The organism is Curtobacterium sp. PhB191 (assembly GCF_004346515.1).
GTDB lineage: Bacteria > Actinomycetota > Actinomycetes > Actinomycetales > Microbacteriaceae > Curtobacterium.
In genome coordinates this window covers 143,025-160,670 of record NZ_SMBV01000001.1, presented here as the reverse complement: position 1 = coordinate 160,670, position 17,646 = coordinate 143,025, and the positions used below count along the sequence as shown (strand labels likewise).

The window sequence follows — 17,646 nt, the reverse complement described above, 5'->3', positions numbered from 1 at the left end:
CGCTGGAATCTGTCGCTTTGGCGGGATGGTCGTGTCCACGGGCGGCCGGGAGGCGCGGCTCGCCCTCGCCCCGCGCGTTCGGGGGACGGGTGCGGAGCCGCCCCCAGTGCTACGGTCACCGCATGGGGGAGAACGTCCAGACCGCGCCCGTGATGGCGGCCACCGGCAGGAAGCTGCGTCCGCGTGCGTGGGGACTCGTACTCGTCGGGACCGTCGCACTGGTGCTGTCCCCGAACCTGGTGCTCTGGAGCACGTCGACGGGCTACGGCGGGGTCGACGCCGACGACAACTGGATCGACAACGGCGGCAAGGTCCTGGAGACCGCGCCCATCACGGTGCAGGTCGAAGCGCACGTCGCACCGGCCGCACTCGCACTGTTGCTGCTCGTGGTCGTCGTCGGGATCGTCCTGCCGCCGACGCTCGCGCGCTACGGGCACCGCACCCTCGGCGACATCGTGCGGTACTCCGCGTACCTGGCGGTCCCGGTGTGCATCGTCGTCGGCGTGCTGGTCTACACGGTGTGGCAGGGCCACGTCGTGATGGACCAGCTCCAGCACGAGGTGCTGCACCCGCACGGGTTCCCGTGGGGCGGCGTCACCGTCACCACGGGTCACATGACCCGCTGACGCACGGCCTCGCGCTGGATTGCGCCGAAGTTTCGCGGTCAGCGACACCTCACGGGCCGTGCGCCGCGTGACGTGTCGGTGAGCGCGAAACTCCGCCGGTCAGGCTCAGTCGCGGCGGGCGCCCTGCGCGGCGTGCACCGTGAAGACGTTCGGCTCGCGGTACCCGGCGGCTGCGAAGGCGGCGGTGACGGCCTCGGTGATCGCGCCACGGGCCTCCCGGTCGACCAGCGCGATCGCCGCACCACCGAACCCACCACCGGTCATCCGCGCACCGACGGCGCCGTGCTCGACGGCGGTCGCGACGGCCAGGTCGAGCTCCGGCACGGAGATCTCGAAGTCGTCGCGCATCGACTCGTGCGACGCGACGAGCAGCGAGCCGATCGCCCGCGGGCCCTGTTCGCGCAGCGTCCGGACGGTGTCGAGGACTCGTTGGTCCTCGGTCACGACGTGGCGCACGCGGCGGAAGGTCTCGTCGTCGAGCAGCTCCTGCGCACGGGGCAGGTCATCGACGCTCAGGTCACGCAGGGCCTCGACACCGAGCACCTGCGCACCCTTCTCGCACGAGGCCCGACGAGCTGCGTACCCACCGGTGGCGTGGGCGTGCTCGACCCGGGTGTCGATGACCAGGACCTCGAGCCCGTTGGCCTCGAGCGCCAGGTCGACCACGGCGGTGTCGAGCGTGCGGCAGTCCAGGAACACGACGGCGTCCTGCTCGCCGAGCAGTGACGCGGACTGGTCCATGATGCCCGTCGGTGCGCCGACGGCGTGGTTCTCGGAGTACTGCCCCACGCGGGCGAGGGTCTTGCGGTCGAGCCCGAGCTCCCACAGGTCGTTGAAGGCGAGCGCGACGCCGCACTCGATCGCGGCGCTGGACGACAGGCCGGCCCCGACGGGGACGTCGGACTCGATGAAGACGTCGAACCCGGTCTTGTCCGACAGGTCTGCGCCGGCCTGCTCGCGGAGTGCCCAGGCGATGCCGAAGACGTACGCCGACCAGCCGGTCATGTTCGACGGGTCGAGGTCGTCGAGCGACAGTTCGAGCACCGTGTCGGCGTCGAACGCGGACGAGACGCGCAGCAGACGGTCCGGCCGCGGGGCGATCGACGCGGTGGTGCGCCGGTCGATCGCGAACGGCAGGACGTACCCGTCGTTGTAGTCGGTGTGCTCACCGATCAGGTTGACCCGGCCGGGGGCGGAGTACCGCACCGCCGGCTCGTACCCGTAGACCTGCTGGAACGTCATGCTCGCTCGATTCCCTGTCGGATGAACTCGGCTGCCTTCTCGGGCACGAGGTCCCCGATCCAGGCGCCCATGGCGGCTTCGCTGCCGGCCAGGAACTTCAACTTGTCCGCCGCCCGACGCGGCGACGTGATCTGCAGCATGAGCCGCACGGTGTCCCGCCCGACGTGCACCGGTGCCTGGTGCCACGCGGCGATGTACGGGGTCGGGTCGCCGTAGAGCTCGTCGATGCCCCGCGTCAGGCGCAGGTGCATGTGGGCCAGTTCGTCCTTCTCGGCCTCGGTCAGGCCGGCGAAGTCGGGGACGTGGCGGTGCGGCAGCATGTGGATCTCGATGGGCCAGCGTGCGGCGAACGGCACGAAGGCCGTGAAGTGCTCGCCCTGCAGGACGACCCGGTCCGAGGCCCGCTCGTTCGCCAGGTGCTGTTCGAACAGGTCCGGTCCGAAGCGCTCGATGGAGTCGAGCAGACGCTGCGTGCGGGGCGTGACGTACGGGTACGAGTAGATCTGCCCGTGCGGGTGGTGCAGCGTGACGCCGATCGCTTCGCCGCGGTTCTCGAACGGGAACACCTGCTGGATGCCGGGCATGGCGGAGAGCGCGGCGGTGCGGTCCGCCCAGGCCTCGACCACGGTGCGGGCACGCGACTCGGAGATCGACGCGAAGGACCCCTCGGTCGCGGGCGAGAAGCACACGACCTCGCACCGGCCGACGCTGCGCAGCTGCCGGTTCAGGCCGACGTCGCTGAGCGAGTCGAGCGACGACGGAGCGTCGTCCGCCGCGAGCGCGGGGCCGAACGACGGCGAGCGGTTCTCGAACACGGCGACGTCGTACGTGCTCGGGATCTCGGACGGGTTCTGCGGTGACTGCGGCGCGAGCGGGTCCTGGTCGGCTGGCGGCAGGAACGCACGGTTCTGCCGGCTCGCGGCGATGGAGACCCACTCGCCGGTCAGGACGTCCTGGCGCATCCGCGCGGTCTCGGGCCGAGGGTCGAGCGCACGCTCGTCGATGGCACGCTCCGCGGGCAGGGTGCTGTCCGCATCGTCGAAGTAGAACAGGTCGCGGCCGTCCGCGAGCTTCGTCACGCGCTTGGTGATCACCGGAACAGCCTATCGCCGATCCGAAGCGTTGCGAAAGGCTTCGGAAGCAAGCGAAACTAGGGCCGTGACCGATGACGACCTCTCCTTCCTGGCCGGATCGCTGCCCGCGCCGCTGCGGCAGGACCGCATCGTCTCCATCGTCGAGGGCGCGCCCGGCATGGTCCGGACCGCCGCGCTGGCCGCGTCGCTCGGCACGAGTGAGGTGACGGTCCGGCAGGACCTCGCGGTCCTCGACCAGGAGGCCCGGATCCGCCGGGTGCACGGCGGAGCGGTCCGCCTCGGGGCCGGGTCCACCGAGCGCCCCTTCGAGGAGACCGCCGTCGAGCACCAGGTGGCCAAGGCCGCCATCGGCCGCGCGGCCGCAGCGCTCGTGCGGTCCGGCGAGTGCGTCGTGCTCGACGTCGGCACCACCCCGGCAGCGGTCGCCGAGGCGCTCGTCGCCCGCACGGAGCTGTCCGACCTCACCGTCGTCACGAACTCGCTGACGACCGCGCTGGCCCTCGAGCGCGCCGTGCCGCGGTTCACGGTGATCGTCACGGGCGGCACCCTCCGACCGCTCCAACACTCGCTCGTCGCACCGTTCAACAACACCCTGTTGCCGGTGATCGCCGCTGACGTCGTGTTCCTCGGTGGCACCGGTGTCGACGTCGCGCACGGTCTGACCAACGTCAACCTGCCCGAGACCGAGGCGAAGCGGGTGCTCGCGGCCACGGCTCGGCGTACCGTCGTCGTCGCGGACGGGTCGAAGTTCGGCCGGGCCCACATCGGGGTCGTCCGCGCGCTCGAGGACATCGACGTCGTCGTCACCGCCGAGGCCGAAGCCGACGCGGTCGCCACGATCCGGGCGGCCGGCGTCGAGGTCGTCGTCGCGGACGGCGAGGACACAGCCGGAAGGAACCACACCCCATGACCGCAGCACCCACCGGTGGCCAGTACCGCCTGCACCACGCCGGACCGGACGGCGTCGTCGAGGCCGTCGTGACCGAGGTCGCCGCCGGCATCCGAGAACTCCGCGTCGCCGGCTTCGACCTGACCGAGCCGTTCCCCGTCACCGAGCAGCCGCCCGGCGCCAACGGCATCGTGCTCGTACCGTGGCCGAACCGCGTCGCCGGCGGGGTCTGGGAACTCGACGGCAAGCGGCAGCAGCTCGACATCTCGGAGCCGAAGTACGGCAACGCGTCGCACGGCCTGCTCCGCTTCGCGCCGTACCGCGTGGTGTCGCAGACCGAGACGGGCATCGTGCAGGAAGCCACGATCCACCCGCAGCACGGCTGGCCGTTCACGCTCGAGACCCGGGTGCACCACGAGCTCGTCGACGACGGCATCCGGGTGACGCACGAGATCACGAACCGTTCCGGTGCCCGCGCACCCTTCGCCGTGGGGGCGCACCCGTACCTGCGCGCCGGTGACGCCCCGGCCGATGACCTCGTCGTCACGCTCGACGCCGCCACCGCCTTCACCGTCGACGAGCAGAAGGTGCCGAACGGGTCCGTGTCGGTGGAGGGCACTTCGTTCGACCTGCGACGGGGACTGCGTGCCGGTGACGCGGATCTCGACACCGCGTACTCCGACATCACCCCGGACGCCGACGGGGTCCGTCACACGACGCTGCACGGCCCCGAGGGTGACGGCGTGCAGCTCTGGCAGGACGCGTCGTTCCCGTACGTGCAGGTGTTCACCTCTCGGGAGTACCCCCGCGGCGACGGGAAGGGTCTGGCCGTGGCGGTCGAGCCGATGACCGCTCCGGCCAACGCCCTGAACTCCGGCGAGGGCCTGCGGTGGCTCGAGCCCGACGAGACCTGGACGGGCACCTGGGGCATCCGCCGCGTCTGGTCCTGATCGCCCCCACGCTGCCGGCTCCGCCAAAGCGACTCCGTCCCGCCGAAGGTTCGCGGCACAGAGTCGCTTTCGCGGGGTTGTCGCGGGTGCGACCGTGGATCTGTCGCTTCGGCCGGGGATTCACTGCTCCACTGGACACACGAACGCCGCCCCGGTGTGGGGACGGCGTTCGTGGCGGGGAGCTGCTGGTCAGCCGCGGCGCATGCGGAGTGCCTCGACCGCGAGTGATTCGCTGGCGTAGCGCCCGACCTCGTGCGCCCAGGCCGGGTCGTCCCCGCGCAGGGCGATGAAGTCCTTGCGCTGTCGGCACACGTAGCCGAGCACCGCGGTGGCCGTCGCGACCTCGATGAAGTCCTTGCGGATGTGCCGGGTCGTGACCTGCGCGTTGCGACGGAGCGTGTCGAGCAGGAGCTCGTTGCTCATCGTCGTGTTGGTCGCTGCGGCGAGCTCGACGATGCGGCGCGCGTCCCCGGTGCTGCTGGTCTGCGTGGCTTCGATGGGCTCGATCACGGTGTACCCCGTTCGTTCGTGGTGGTGCGGTGCTGCAGGATCCGGTGATCGGATCCGGGAACGACACTATCGGCGGCAGCCCAACAGTCGGCTGTGCGCGGGCTGATGTGTGCAGGGGATCTGCCATGAGCCAGCTGGGGACGACTTGTACCCCGAATCCGAACCCGAGGTCAGGCGCAGCGTTCGTCGTCGGAGGCAGCGAGTGCGTCGAGGGAGTCCGAGACCCGGTCCGCCAGGTACTGGTAGCCGGCGTCGTTGAGGTGTCCGCCGTCGATCGCCGCGTAGCCCGGGCTGTTCGCCGCGGTGAACCACTGCCCGGCGAGCGCGTCGATGTACGGCACGCCCGCTGCTGCCGCCCCCGCGGAGACCGAGGAGGCGACCCCGACCGTCGACTTCGCCCACGGCAACGGCGCTGACGGCCCGAGCGCGACGATGACGGCGTCCGGCCAGGTCTGCTCGGCGTCGCGGAGGGTCTTCTCGACGCGGGCCTGAAGGACCGACGAGTCGACGAGCCAGTCGTTCTGGCTGCCCTGCACGATGACGAGTTCGGGATCGACGGTCGCGGCGTGCCGTTCGAGGCGGGGGCCGAACGTGTAGTGCGAGGACCCGGTGCGGCCGGTGTCGACGTAGCCCGTCCCCGGGTAGCCGTCGATCGTGGCCTTCCAGTCCCGGTCGGCCGCGAGGTCCTGCGCCCACCCGTCGATGCCGCTGGTCGAGCCGCGGCCGGAGGTGTACGAGTCGCCGACGATCAACACGTGCGAGCCGGGGGCGATCGCGTCGGAGACCTCGGCGGAGGAGACGCTCGACGACGTCGTGACGGGCTGGCAGGCACTCGAGACGGTCGGCAGGATGACGAGCAGCCCGCTCACGCCGAGAGCCATAGCTCCGAGCGCGATGCCGGGGAGGAGTCGTCGTGCCATCCGCCACATCTTAGACAACGCACTTGGTGTGGGCCCCGTGGGGCTCGAACCCACGACCCTCGGATTAAAAGTCCGGTGCTCTACCAACTGAGCTAGAGGCCCTCACCCGCAAGGCTAGCGGGTGAGGGCCTCTGGGAAGAACCTGGTGTCGATGGTCAGCCGCGACGCCCGGTGAGCGTTCGCAGCAGCCACAGGACGACGGCCACGATGAGCAGCACGATGCCGACCCACAGCAGGAACTTGAGGCTCGCGGTGAAGCCACCGACGAACAGCAGGATGACCGCGATGACGGCCAGGATGATGAGCAACGGGTTCATGGGGGAGTCCTCTCCTTCACGTTCGGGAGGAGCGCCTCCCGACGAGACACCGTACCCGCGGCGCTGCCGTTGCGTTCTGGGCGAACGGAGGGCGGGCGTGTCACCGGCCGTGCCTACACTGACGCGGTGCCTCGCGATCACCACCGTCCTGTCCACTTCACCGATGCCGAGTTCGCCGCGATCCAGGGCGGCGAGGACCCCGCCGTCGTGAACCGTGTCGCGCACGAGACCGCGAACGCGCTGCTGCACCGGGTGCGTCAGGACCCGGACCCCGCCGTGGTGGAGCGGCTCGTCACCTACACGGACGTGCACGGCATCGACGCGATCGCCGAACTCTGGGCGCGGGTGGGTGCGCACACCCTGCCGGGCGCCCTGTGGCGGGTGTACCTCGTCCGCACCGTGATCCGGCAGAACCCGGATGAGATCGCGTACTTCTTCCAGCGCGGCACCGAGCGCATCGGCACGATCGACCAGGCCGTCGCGGGGGCGGAGCAGCCGACCGGTCCTGCCGAGATCCTCACCCTGGCGGACCGCATCCTGCACGGGCTGTACACGGGCGACTTCGCCGTGGCGCTCGACCGTGGTGCGGCGTTCTGCCGGCTGACCGCGGCCGGTGCGACGGCGGTGGCGGACGACTCCGACCTGACGGCGACCGATCGTGCGAGCGAACTGACGCGGCGGGCGCTCCGTCTCACGGAGCTGGCGGCCGACCTGACCGAGGCGGCGGCGCTCTGGCGTCGCGAGAGCCTGGACTAGCGAGCGAACGCGCCGGACCCGCACCGGGCCTCCCGGCTGGCTGCGCACGGTGAGCAGAAGATGTCGGGTCGCAACGAGGCAAGCGACCATTTCTGCTCACGAAGCGAGACCGGACGAAGCGAGACCGGACGAAGCAAGACGAGACGACGCAAGAGGGCAGAGAAAAACCGGGCCGCAGAAGCGCCTCTCGGCGCGAGGCCGCTCGAAGCGGCGAATTTTGGAGCCCGGGGCTTGCTGCGGCCCGGCGAGACCAACTCTACGACGCGTCGGCTGAGTCCGCTGCCCTGTTCACTCTCGGTGGACAGATCCGGACCCGGGCGTGCCCGGCAGACGGCCCGGACGCGGCGTCCCGACAACTTCTCGGCATCCGATCCAATCCACCACGGGCACCGCGCCGAATCATCAGCGTGACGGACTTGATGACCGTCACGAACGCGAGAGGCCCGGCGTGACCCGGACCGGTATCCGCCGGTCAATTCCCTGTGGGTCACGCTGGCCTCTCGTCTCGACCGCACGACGCGGCGGCTTCGTCCTACCCGGGGCGCGACCGCAGCACAGCACCACCAGCACCACCGCATCACGCAGCACCCCTGACAGAACGGCCACAACCGGTCGCCGACGCACCCGAGAGGAGGGAAACCTGCAATGCTTGCCCTCGTGGATAGCGACACCGAACGCTGGAGCTCGTCAGAGCCAGCCCAGGCATCGCCGGACGACCTCTTGGCGCGGGTTGCCTCCGGTGACCAAGCCGCCTTCGCGGACCTCTACGACGTCCTCTCCGGCCGGGTCCTCGGACTCGTGACGCGGCTCCTCCGGGACCGCGCCCAGTCCGAAGAGGTCACGCAAGAGGTGTTCCTCGAAGTCTGGCAACAGGCCACCCGGTTCGACCGGAAGCGCGGGACCGCCTCCAGCTGGGTCCTGACCATGGCGCACCGCCGAGCGGTGGACCGGGTCCGGGCGTCGCAGGCCTCGCACGACCGGGACACGAAGATCGGTATCCGCGACCTCGAGTCCGGTTTCGACCAGGTCTCCGAGTCGGTCGAGATCCGCATCGAACACGAACGTGTCGGCCGGGCCCTTGCCAAGCTGACCGAGTTCCAGCGCCAGGCCGTGCAGCTCGCGTACTACGGAGGCTTCTCGCACAGCGAGATGGCCGAACAACTCGGTGTCCCCATCGGCACCGTCAAGACCCGTCTCCGTGACGGGATGATCCGACTCCGAGACGAAATGGGGGTGACCTCATGACCGAACGACACGACGACCCCGCCCTGCTGACGGGTTCCTACGCACTCGACGCGCTGTCCGACGATGAGCGCATGCTCCTCGAGGACGTCCTCACGACGTCGCCCGAACTCCAGGCCGAGGCCGACTCGCTGCGCGAGACCGCGCTGCAGCTGGCCTTCGCTGCCGCTCCGATCGAGCCGCCGACGTCGCTCCGCGCGTCGCTGCTGGCCCAGATCGCGACGACCCCGCAGGCTGCACCACTGGCCGAGACGGCTCCTGCCGTCGACACGACCTCCGTCCAGGAGGCCCGTCCCGAGCCCGCCAGGCACGTCGCCTCGATCGCCGACGGCTCCACCACCGGTGGCCGGGCGACCTCCGAGGCTCGCCGCCGCTGGTTCCAGCGTCCGGCAGCCATGCTCACCAGTGCTGCTGCGGTCGCCGTGGTCTTCCTCGGTGTCGGCCTGGGGGTCGGCGTCGCGAACGGTCCGGCCGACGGACCGGGCACCGGCACCACGCAGGCCTCGAGTGGTCTCGACCGCATCTACGCCGCGTCGGACTTCCAGCGCAGCACCACCAAGGTCGAGGGCGGCGGCACGGCCACGGTCGTGTGGTCGGGCGACCTCGGCAAGTCCGCGGTCATCCTCGACGGTGTCGCCCAGGCACCGAAGGGCAAGACGTACGAGCTCTGGTACATCGGCTCCGAGAACGAGGGCGGCACGATCAAGTCGGCTGGCCTGGTCGACGGTGTCGCCGACGGCGTGCACTCGGCCGTGCTGAAGGGCTCGATGTCCGACGGTGCGACGATCGGCATGACGGTCGAGCCGGCCGGTGGTTCGGAGCAGCCGACCACGACGCCGATCATGGCGGTCCCGACCACCTCGGCCTGACCCTCCCCGGAAGGTGCTCACGCGATCGATGCGTGGGCACCTTTCGTCGTTCCACGAGGCGATCGACGCGTGGAACGTCGGAACATGCGCACGCACCGTCTGCGTGCGCATCGAGCGACGAACCACGAGACGATCGACGCGTGCATCGTCGGAACATGCGCACGCACGCACCCCGCACGGCCCCCGCACCCAGCGCAACCACGAAGGCCCGGTGCGCGTCCGTTGCGGACGTGCATCGGGCCTCCCGGTCGTCCGTCAGCACGACGGACGGACAGCGATCAACCGAAGCGACCCGAGACGTAGTCCTCGGTGGCCTGGACGGACGGGTTCGAGAACATCGTGGCGGTGTCGTCGAACTCGATGAGCTTGCCCGGCGCACCGGTGCCGGCGATGTTGAAGAACGCCGTCTTGTCGCTGACGCGCGAGGCCTGCTGCATGTTGTGCGTGACGATGACGATCGTGAACTCCTTCTTGAGCTCCTCGATCAGGTCCTCGATGGCCAGGGTGGAGATCGGGTCGAGCGCCGAGCAGGGCTCGTCCATCAGCAGGACGTCGGGCTGCACCGCGATGGCGCGGGCGATGCAGAGACGCTGCTGCTGCCCACCGGACAGGCCCATACCGGGCTTGTCGAGGCGGTCCTTGACCTCGTTCCACAGGTTCGCGCCCTGCAGGGAGCGCTCGACGATGTCGTCGGCCTCGGACTTCGAGACGCGCTTGTTGTTGAGCTTCACGCCCGCGAGCACGTTGTCCTTGATGGACATCGTCGGGAACGGGTTCGGACGCTGGAAGACCATGCCGACCTGGCGACGGACGAGCACCGGGTCGACCCCGGGGCCGTAAAGGTCGTCGCCGTCGATCTTGACCGAGCCCTCGACCCATGCGCCGGGGATGACCTCGTGCATGCGGTTCAGGGTGCGGAGGAAGGTGGACTTGCCGCAGCCGGACGGGCCGATGAAGGCGGTGACGGTGCGGGGCTCGATGGTGATGTCGACACCCTCGACCGCCTTGAACTTCGAGTAGTAGACGTTGAGGCCGTCGACCTCGATGCGCTTGGACACGTTGATCCTTCTGGTGGGTGGGGAAGTGGGTTCGCTAGCGCGAGAGCTTGGGGGCGAAGAGTCGGGTGACGAACCGGGCGAGCAGGTTGAGCGCCATCACGATGAGGATGAGCACCAGCGCGGCGGTCCAGGCACGGTCGATGAACGGCTGCGGGTTGGCGCCCTGCTGCGAGTACTGCGTGTACGCGTACACCGGCAGGGTCATCATCGGGTCCTTGAACAGGTCGTAGTTCATGCTCGCGGTGAAGCCGGCGGTGACGAGCAGCGGAGCCGTCTCGCCGATGACGCGGGCGATGGAGAGCATGACGCCGGTGGTGATGCCGGCGAGCGACGTGGGGAGGACGACCTTGAGGATCGTGAGGTACTTCGGCACCCCGAGGGCGTAGGACGCTTCGCGGAGCTCCATCGGCACGATCTTCAGCACCTCTTCGGTGGAGCGCACGACGATCGGGATCATCAGCACCGACAGGGCGACGGAGCCGACCAAGCCGAAGCGGGCACCAGGGCCGAGGAACAGCGCGAACAGCGAGTACGCGAACAGACCGGCGACGATCGAGGGGATGCCCGTCATGACGTCGACGAAGAACGTGATGCCCTTCGCCAGTGCACCGCGGCCGTACTCGACCAGGTAGATCGAGGTGAGCAGCCCGATCGGCACCGAGATGAGCGCCGCGAACAGGGTGATCTCGAGCGTGCCGACCAACGCGTGGATCGCGCCGCCGCCCTCGGAGATCACGCCGCGCATCGAGTACGAGAAGAAGTTCGCGTCGAAGCGGGCCAGGCCGTCGGCGATCACGGTCCAGAGCAGCGACACCAGCGGCAGGACCGCGATGACGAAGGCGGTGATGACGAGCGACGTGACCAGTCGGTTGACGGCCTGACGACCGCCCTCGACGATGCGCGAGACGACCACGATCAGGACGTCGAACAGGACGGTGCCGAGGAACAGGGCGGCGACGACGTTGAAGTCCTTGACCGCACCGCCGGCGTTGAGCAGGGCGAACACGGCCACCAGGGCGACCCAGCTGCCGACCAGCAGCAGCCACGGCACCGAGCGGTGCAGCTTGCCGTTGGCGTAGACGTTGCCGGCGGTGCCGGTGTGACGGAGCGCGAGGGACATCGGGTGCGACCTCTCAGCTGACCCGCGTGCGGACGATGTACCGCGCGAGCATGTTGATGACCAGGGTGATGACGAACAGGATCAGGCCCGTCGCGATCAGGGCGTTCAGGGCGGTCCCCGATGCCTCGGCGAACTGCAGCGCGATGTTCGCGGCGATCGTCGAGGGGTTCTGCGAGGTCAGCATCTGGAAGGTGACGTTCGTCGAGACCGACAGCACCAGGGCGATCGCCATCGTCTCGCCCAGGGCACGTCCGAGCCCGAGCATGATCGCGGAGACGATGCCGGACTTCGCGAACGGCAGCACGGACAGGCGGATCATCTCCCAGCGCGTCGCACCGAGGGCCAGGGCGGCTTCCTCGTTGAGCGTGGGCGCCTGCAGGAAGATCTCGCGCATGACGGCCGTCATGATCGGGATCGCCATCACGGCGAGGACGATCGACGCGGTCAGGATGGTACGGCCGGTGCCGGACACCTGGCCGGAGAAGAGCGGGAACCAGCCGAGGTACTCGTTCAGGAAGCCGTAGAACGGCTTCACGAACGGCGCCAGCACCACGATGCCCCAGAGGCCGTAGACGACCGACGGGACCGCGGCGAGCAGGTCGATGACGTAGCCGAGCACCGGCGCGAGGCGTCGCGGTGCGTAGTGCGAGATGAACAGGGCGATGCCGAGTGCGAGCGGGACCGCGATCACGAGCGCGATGAGCGCGGACCAGACGGTGCCGAAGACCAAGGGGCCGACGTAGTCCCAGAAGTTCGTGGCGTTGTTCGGCAGGTCGCCGACCTTGGCGGCGAACGCCGGGATGCTCTGCCAGACGAGGAACGCCGCGACGAGCACGAGCACGAAGAGGATGAGGCCGCCGGCGATCACCGAGGCAGCGGAGAACACCCGGTCACCGACGCGGACGACGGCCTTCGGCTTGGTCGGGGTGACGGTGGCCCCTGGCTGGGCCGGTGCGGTCGTCATGGGACTCCTGTCGGAGGAACGCCGGGGGAGGCGACGGGTTCGGGGATGGTGCGTGGTGCGTGGCGCTGGTCGGACGGGCGCTGGCGGTGGAGCCGGGCTGCTCGCGTCGCGACGAGCAAGGGCCCGGACGCCGGTCAGGTGGGTGGGACCGGCGTCCGGGCGCTTGGGGGTCTTACTTGATGGAGTCGACCGCGGCAGCGGCCTTGTCGGCCAGGTCGGACGACAGGGCGGCCGACTTGGCCTCCTTCGCCGCAGCGTCCTGGGCGTCGCCGGAGACGACGTAGTTCAGGAAGCCCTTGACCAGGTCGGCCTTGTCCGAGTCCTTGTACTCCTGGCACGCGATGGCGTAGGAGACGAGGACGAGCGGCCAGGCGCCGTCAGCGGTGTCCTTGCGGTCGATGTCGATCGCGAGGTCGTTGTCCTCGCGGCCGGTGGCGACCTTCGAGTCGGCGACGACCTGCGCGGCGCCGTCGGCCGAGATCTCGGTGGCCTTGTCGCCGACCATCAGCTTCGCCTTGTCGAGGTCACCCGCGCCGGAGTCGTCGATGTAGGTGATCGCGTTGGAGGCGCTGCCCATGGCGGAGGCGACACCGGAGGTGCCCTTCGCGCTGTCACCGACCGAGTACGGGAAGGTCTGGCTCGGCTCTTCGGTCCAGACGTCGCCGGCGTTCGCGGAGACGTACTCCGAGAAGTTCTGCGTGGTGCCCGAGTCGTCGGAGCGGTGCACGACCGTGATGTTCGCGTCCGGCAGGTCGACGCCGTCGTTCAGGTCGGCGATCTGCGAGTCGTTCCACTTGGTGATCTTGCCCGAGAAGATGCCCGCGATGGTCTTCGCGTCGAGGGTCAGGTCGCTGACGCCGTCGACCTTGTAGGCGATCGCGATCGGGGAGATGTAGACCGGGATGTCGATGGCCTTGGTGTCGGCCTTGCACAGGTCGAAGGAGCCCGAGAGCTCCTCGTCGTTCAGCGCTGCATCGGAGCCGGCGAAGTCCGCGGCGCCCGAGATGAAGTTCTTGCGGCCGGCGCCCGAGCCGTCGGGCGAGTAGTTCACCGTGACGCCCTTGGCGACGTCCTGGAAACCGGCGGCCCAGGTGGCCTGGGCGGTCTGCTGGGCGGACGAGCCGGAGCCGGTCAGGGTGCCGGTGAGGCTCGAGGAGCCGGTGTTGCTCGAGGAGGACTCGGTGCTGCCCGCGTCCTCGTTCGCCGCGCACGAGGAGAGCACGACTGCGCCGGCGATCGCGATTGCTGCGATCGAACCGATTCGCTTGATGTTCACAGGGGTCCCTTCGGGGATGGGGTGCAGTGGGACCACTGCGGTCCCTGGGCCGGTGCCGACCCGGGAGCGACTGTAGGGACGCGAGGTGACGGGGATCACGCGCGTTGGTGAACGGAAGGTGAACGAGGGGTTGTGCCGACCGGGAGGCGCGGATCGCGTTCCGGGCGCGGCGGACGCCCGGCACGTGGCCGGGTGCAGGGCGTGCGGTCGCTACGCCGGGATCGTGTTGCGGTGCGTCTCGACGGCGACGAGGGTCTCGCCGGCGATGTGCATCACCGAGAAGTCGCCGACCGAGAGCATCGCGGCGCGGCGGAGGTCGAACCGGCCGGAGTCGTCGGCGGTCGCGGTGGCGATCCGGGCGATGATGTCCGGCAGCACCGGCCCGTGCGAGCACAGCACCGCGGTCTTGCCCTTGTCGAGCCGGCGGCGGACGATGCCCTTGACGTCGGCGGCGCCGCGGTCGTGGGCGTCCTGGCTGATGTCGGGGGTGCTCGAGACGCCGAGCTTCGTGGTGGCGGACAGCGGTTCGACGGTGGCGAGGCACCGGGCCGCCGTGCTGCTCACGATCTTCTTCGGGCCGAACGCGGCGACGGGCGACGCAGCGGCCTTGGCCTGGGAACGACCGACGGGCAGGAGCGGACGGGTGGCGTCCGGGCCGTTCCAGTCGGAGCCGGGCACGGTCTTCGCGTGTCGCAGCGCGATCAGGGCGAACGTGCGGTGGTGGCCCGCGGCGGCGCGCTCGGCGAACCGGTCGAGGATCGCCACGTCGCGCTCGTACGTCAGACGGTTGCGGGCGTCGTCGATCGTGACCCACTCGAGCGCGGCGACCTCGTGGTTCGGGGTGAAGTCACCCGCGCGGGCGTACTCCTTCGACGAGACGCGGGCGGCCCAGTAGTGCACGACCTTGTCGCGGCCGTTCGGCAGCACGTACTCCGCGGTGCCGAGCGGGGCGCCGAGGTGCACGCGGTACCCGGTCTCCTCGTCGATCTCGCGTACGGCGGTCGTCGGGACGGCCTCGCCCGGGTCGACCTTGCCCTTGGGCAGGGAGACGTCCTTGTGGTGGTCGCGGTGGATGAGCAGCACGAGGGGCGTGCCGTCCTGATCGCGCCAGACGACTGCGCCGGCGGCGAGGACGGGGCCCGAGGGACCGCCGCTCACCGAGTGGAGCGCTTCCGAGCCGAGATCTTCCGCATCGTCACATTCTGCACGTCTTCGAGCGGGCGACCGTCATCGTCGGTCGAGTGGCGGGTCCACTCACCGTCGGACTCGAGGTGCCACGAGCTCGCGGTGTCGGCCATCGCCAGGTCGAACATCGCGAGCACCTCGTCGATGTGGTCCGGTGCCGTCAGCCGGACGAGGGCCTCGACGCGGCGGTCGAGGTTGCGGTGCATCATGTCGGCGCTGCCGATGAAGACCGCCGGGTCGCCGTCGTTGTGGAACGCGAACGCGCGGGAGTGCTCGAGGTACCGCCCGACGATGCTCCGCACCCGGATGGTGTCGCTCACGCCCTCCATCCCCGGCTTGAGCGAGCAGATGCCGCGCACCCAGACGTCCACCGGCACGCCCGCCTGGCTGGCCAGGTACAGGGCGTCGATGATCTGCTCGTCGACCATCGAGTTGACCTTGATCCGGATGCCGGACGGCTTGCCGGCGCGGGCGTTGTCGGACTCGGTCTGGATCCGCTTGAGCAGCCCCTTGCGCAGGTGCAACGGCGCGACCAGCAGCCGCTTGAACTTCTTCTCGATCGCGTAGCCGGACAGCTCGTTGAACAGGCGCGTCAGGTCCTTGCCCACGGTGTCGTCCGCGGTGAAGAGGCCCATGTCCTCGTAGATGCGCGAGGTCTTCGGGTTGTAGTTGCCCGTGCCGATGTGGCTGTAGTGCTTGAGCGTGCCGCCCTCTTGCCGGATGACGAGCACGAGCTTCGAGTGCGTCTTCAGCCCGACCAGGCCGTAGACGACGTGCACGCCGGCCTTCTCGAGCTTGCGGGCCCACGTGATGTTGTTCTGCTCGTCGAAGCGTGCCTTGATCTCGACGAGCGCCAGGACCTGCTTGCCCGCGGCGGCCGCGTCGATCAGGGCCTCGACGATGGGGCTGTCACCCGAGGTGCGGTACAGCGTCTGCTTGATCGCGAGCACGTGCGGGTCGGCCGCGGCCTGCTCGAGGAACGCCTGCACGCTCGTCGCGAAGGACTCGTACGGGTGGTGCACGAGGACGTCGTTCGCCTTGATCGCACGGAACAGGTCGGGCTTCGTGTTCGGCTCACCGGGCTGGAACTGCACCGGGGTCGTCGGCACGTGCTTCGGGTAGTGCAGGTCCGGGCGGTTGATCTTCGAGAGCTCGAACAGGCCACCGAGGTCGAGCGGCGACGGCAGTCGGAAGACCTCCTGCTCGGTGATGTCGAGTTCGCGCACGAGCAGGTCGAGGGTCACCGGGTCCATGTCCTCGGTGATCTCGAGACGGATGGGCGGACCGAACCGGCGACGCAGCAGCTCGCGCTCGAGGGCCTGGATGAGGTTCTCGGCCTCGTCCTCCTCGATCTCGACGTCCTCGTTGCGGGTGACCCGGAACACGTGGTGCTCGAGCACCTCCATCCCCGGGAACAGATCGTCGAGGTGGTTCGCGATGAGGTCTTCGAGGGGGATGAAGCGCATCCGGCCGGAGTTGTCGTCCGGCAGCTTGATGAAGCGGGAGAAGTTCTGCGGCACCTTGAGGCGCGCGAACTCCTGGCGCTGCGACTTCGGGTTGCGGACCCGGACGGCCAGGTTGAGCGAGAGCCCCGAGATGTAGGGGAACGGGTGCGCCGGGTCGACCGCCAGGGGCATGAGCACCGGGAAGATCTGCTCGTTGAAGTACTCGCGCATCCGGAGCCGGTCGGCCTCGTCCAGGTCGGACCAGTGCTCGACGTGAATGCCGGCGGCGTCGAGGTCGGGCTTGAGCGACCCGATGAACGCCTGGGCGTGCCGGTCCTGCAGCTCGTGCGCCTTCTTCGCGATGTCGCGCAGGACGTCGCTCGGGGCGCGGCCGACGTTGGTCGGGACGGCGATGCCGGTGTCGATGCGGCGCTTCAGGCCCGCGACCCGGACCATGAAGAACTCGTCGAGGTTGGACGCGAAGATCGCCAGGAAGTTCGCCCGCTCGAGCAGGGGCTGCGTTCGGTCCTCGCCCAGCTCGAGCACGCGCTGGTTGAAGCGGAGCCAGCTCAGCTCGCGGTCGAAGTAGCGGTCCGACGGCAGCGACTCGTGCTCGATCTCGACGACCTCGTCGAAGTCGTCGAGGTCGGGTGCGACGGATTCGCCGTCGAGCTGCGGTTCGGTGTCCATGTCAACATCCTGCCACCCGGGCACCAAGGCCGGAGGGGCTCCGGTGGACGCTGTGGAAACCCGCGGTGAACGGACTGTTTGTGGAGGAACGATCACGATATACGAACGGTGACATCTGCGCCGGATTGTGGGTATGGTGGGTCCCGTCAGAGCCTCCGGGGGGATTCCACTGCGCGGGGGTGCAGCTACGAATGAAAGAGGTTCATCATGTCGCGTGTCCTTTCGACCGAGCAGGCCAAGACCGCCATCCGTCAGGTCCAGTCGATCATCAACGGTGGGTTCACCGACCAGATCTCACAGCTCGACGCCCAGGGCCGGATCCTGTCCGACTCCAACGTCTGGGACGGCCCGCTTGCGGCGACCTTCCGTGGGTCGACCTGGCCGGAGACCAAGGCCGCCCTCGACAAGGCGAAGACCGAACTCGAGCAGCTCCGCACGCAGCTCGACAAGATCTCGCAGGACATCTTCACCGCGGGTGGCGGCGCGTAAGCAG

At 69.4% G+C, this 17,646-nt stretch carries 18 protein-coding genes and 1 tRNA gene; 7 read left to right on the top strand and 12 right to left on the bottom strand.

Annotation, left to right across the window (positions count from 1 at the left end; all coding sequences use genetic code 11):
- Nucleotides 1-122: 122 nt before the first annotated feature.
- Nucleotides 123-626: a hypothetical protein gene (locus EDF48_RS00765; RefSeq protein WP_131877527.1), complete on the top strand. Its 504-nt coding sequence runs from the start codon at nucleotides 123-125 to the stop codon at nucleotides 624-626.
- Between the two features lie 105 nt (nucleotides 627-731).
- Here the strand turns inward: EDF48_RS00765 and galK are convergent, their stop codons facing one another.
- Nucleotides 732-1,868, bottom strand: coding sequence for a galactokinase (gene galK / locus EDF48_RS00760; RefSeq protein ID WP_131877525.1), 1,137 nt, complete (start codon nucleotides 1,866-1,868; stop codon nucleotides 732-734).
- On the bottom strand, nucleotides 1,865-2,962 hold the full coding sequence (gene galT / locus EDF48_RS00755; protein ID WP_131877523.1) for a galactose-1-phosphate uridylyltransferase: 1,098 nt from the start codon (nucleotides 2,960-2,962) through the stop codon (nucleotides 1,865-1,867). The genes galK and galT overlap by 4 nt, the downstream gene beginning before the upstream one ends.
- A gap of 64 nt (nucleotides 2,963-3,026) precedes the next feature.
- Between galT and EDF48_RS00750 the strand changes: the two genes are divergently transcribed.
- Entirely contained in the window at nucleotides 3,027-3,872 is an 846-nt protein-coding gene (locus EDF48_RS00750; RefSeq protein WP_173168871.1) for a DeoR/GlpR family DNA-binding transcription regulator, read from the top strand.
- Complete coding sequence (locus EDF48_RS00745) at nucleotides 3,869-4,801, top strand: aldose 1-epimerase family protein (protein WP_131877521.1); 933 nt, start codon at nucleotides 3,869-3,871, stop codon at nucleotides 4,799-4,801. Before EDF48_RS00750 ends, EDF48_RS00745 begins: the two co-directional genes overlap by 4 nt.
- Nucleotides 4,802-4,990: 189 nt before the next feature.
- Here the strand turns inward: EDF48_RS00745 and EDF48_RS00740 are convergent, their stop codons facing one another.
- The 4 genes from EDF48_RS00740 to EDF48_RS18960 form a co-directional block, all read right to left on the bottom strand.
- Nucleotides 4,991-5,311: a hypothetical protein gene (locus tag EDF48_RS00740; protein ID WP_111085292.1), complete on the bottom strand. Its 321-nt coding sequence runs from the start codon at nucleotides 5,309-5,311 to the stop codon at nucleotides 4,991-4,993.
- A gap of 170 nt (nucleotides 5,312-5,481) precedes the next feature.
- Nucleotides 5,482-6,231 (bottom strand): SGNH/GDSL hydrolase family protein, encoded by a 750-nt coding sequence (locus EDF48_RS00735; protein WP_165918686.1) that lies wholly within the window; start codon nucleotides 6,229-6,231, stop codon nucleotides 5,482-5,484.
- Nucleotides 6,232-6,260: 29 nt separating this feature from the next.
- Nucleotides 6,261-6,333 (bottom strand) — tRNA-Lys (locus tag EDF48_RS00730).
- Nucleotides 6,334-6,386: 53 nt separating this feature from the next.
- Nucleotides 6,387-6,548, bottom strand: a complete 162-nt coding sequence (locus EDF48_RS18960; protein WP_146249745.1) for a DUF2207 domain-containing protein — start codon at nucleotides 6,546-6,548, stop codon at nucleotides 6,387-6,389.
- Between the two features lie 126 nt (nucleotides 6,549-6,674).
- On the opposite strand from EDF48_RS18960, the gene EDF48_RS00725 reads away from it, so the two are divergent.
- The 3 genes from EDF48_RS00725 (at nucleotide 6,675) to EDF48_RS00715 (ending at nucleotide 9,415) form a co-directional block, all read left to right on the top strand.
- A complete protein-coding gene (locus EDF48_RS00725; RefSeq protein ID WP_131877517.1) occupies nucleotides 6,675-7,304 on the top strand; it encodes a DNA-directed RNA polymerase subunit beta in 630 nt (209 codons plus the stop codon).
- Nucleotides 7,305-7,949: 645 nt separating this feature from the next.
- On the top strand, nucleotides 7,950-8,549 hold the full coding sequence (gene sigK, locus EDF48_RS00720; RefSeq protein WP_123293272.1) for an ECF RNA polymerase sigma factor SigK: 600 nt from the start codon (nucleotides 7,950-7,952) through the stop codon (nucleotides 8,547-8,549).
- Nucleotides 8,546-9,415, top strand: a complete 870-nt coding sequence (locus tag EDF48_RS00715; protein ID WP_131877515.1) for an anti-sigma factor — start codon at nucleotides 8,546-8,548, stop codon at nucleotides 9,413-9,415. Before sigK ends, EDF48_RS00715 begins: the two co-directional genes overlap by 4 nt.
- 278 nt (nucleotides 9,416-9,693) lie before the next feature.
- Here the strand turns inward: EDF48_RS00715 and pstB are convergent, their stop codons facing one another.
- The 6 genes from pstB to EDF48_RS00685 all read right to left on the bottom strand — a co-directional run bounded on the left by pstB (nucleotide 9,694) and on the right by EDF48_RS00685 (nucleotide 17,153).
- Nucleotides 9,694-10,473 (bottom strand): phosphate ABC transporter ATP-binding protein PstB, encoded by a 780-nt coding sequence (pstB, locus tag EDF48_RS00710; protein WP_111085283.1) that lies wholly within the window; start codon nucleotides 10,471-10,473, stop codon nucleotides 9,694-9,696.
- A 34-nt stretch (nucleotides 10,474-10,507) separates the two neighbouring features.
- Nucleotides 10,508-11,593 carry a phosphate ABC transporter permease PstA gene (gene pstA / locus EDF48_RS00705; RefSeq protein ID WP_131877513.1) on the bottom strand — a complete coding sequence of 362 codons (1,086 nt, stop codon included), beginning with the start codon at nucleotides 11,591-11,593 and terminating at the stop codon, nucleotides 10,508-10,510.
- Nucleotides 11,594-11,606: 13 nt separating this feature from the next.
- Nucleotides 11,607-12,557 carry a phosphate ABC transporter permease subunit PstC gene (pstC, locus tag EDF48_RS00700; protein ID WP_111085280.1) on the bottom strand — a complete coding sequence of 317 codons (951 nt, stop codon included), beginning with the start codon at nucleotides 12,555-12,557 and terminating at the stop codon, nucleotides 11,607-11,609.
- Between the two features lie 172 nt (nucleotides 12,558-12,729).
- On the bottom strand, nucleotides 12,730-13,833 hold the full coding sequence (gene pstS, locus EDF48_RS00695; RefSeq protein WP_123293275.1) for a phosphate ABC transporter substrate-binding protein PstS: 1,104 nt from the start codon (nucleotides 13,831-13,833) through the stop codon (nucleotides 12,730-12,732).
- A gap of 210 nt (nucleotides 13,834-14,043) precedes the next feature.
- Nucleotides 14,044-14,991, bottom strand: coding sequence for an NUDIX domain-containing protein (locus tag EDF48_RS00690; protein WP_131877511.1), 948 nt, complete (start codon nucleotides 14,989-14,991; stop codon nucleotides 14,044-14,046).
- Nucleotides 14,988-17,153 carry an RNA degradosome polyphosphate kinase gene (locus tag EDF48_RS00685; RefSeq protein WP_123293277.1) on the bottom strand — a complete coding sequence of 722 codons (2,166 nt, stop codon included), beginning with the start codon at nucleotides 17,151-17,153 and terminating at the stop codon, nucleotides 14,988-14,990. The genes EDF48_RS00690 and EDF48_RS00685 overlap by 4 nt, the downstream gene beginning before the upstream one ends.
- A 207-nt stretch (nucleotides 17,154-17,360) precedes the next feature.
- On the opposite strand from EDF48_RS00685, the gene EDF48_RS00680 reads away from it, so the two are divergent.
- The gene (locus EDF48_RS00680; RefSeq protein ID WP_027466625.1) at nucleotides 17,361-17,642 is read left to right on the top strand and encodes a hypothetical protein; all 282 of its coding nucleotides are present in this window, start codon (nucleotides 17,361-17,363) and stop codon (nucleotides 17,640-17,642) included.
- Nucleotides 17,643-17,646: the final 4 nt, after the last annotated feature.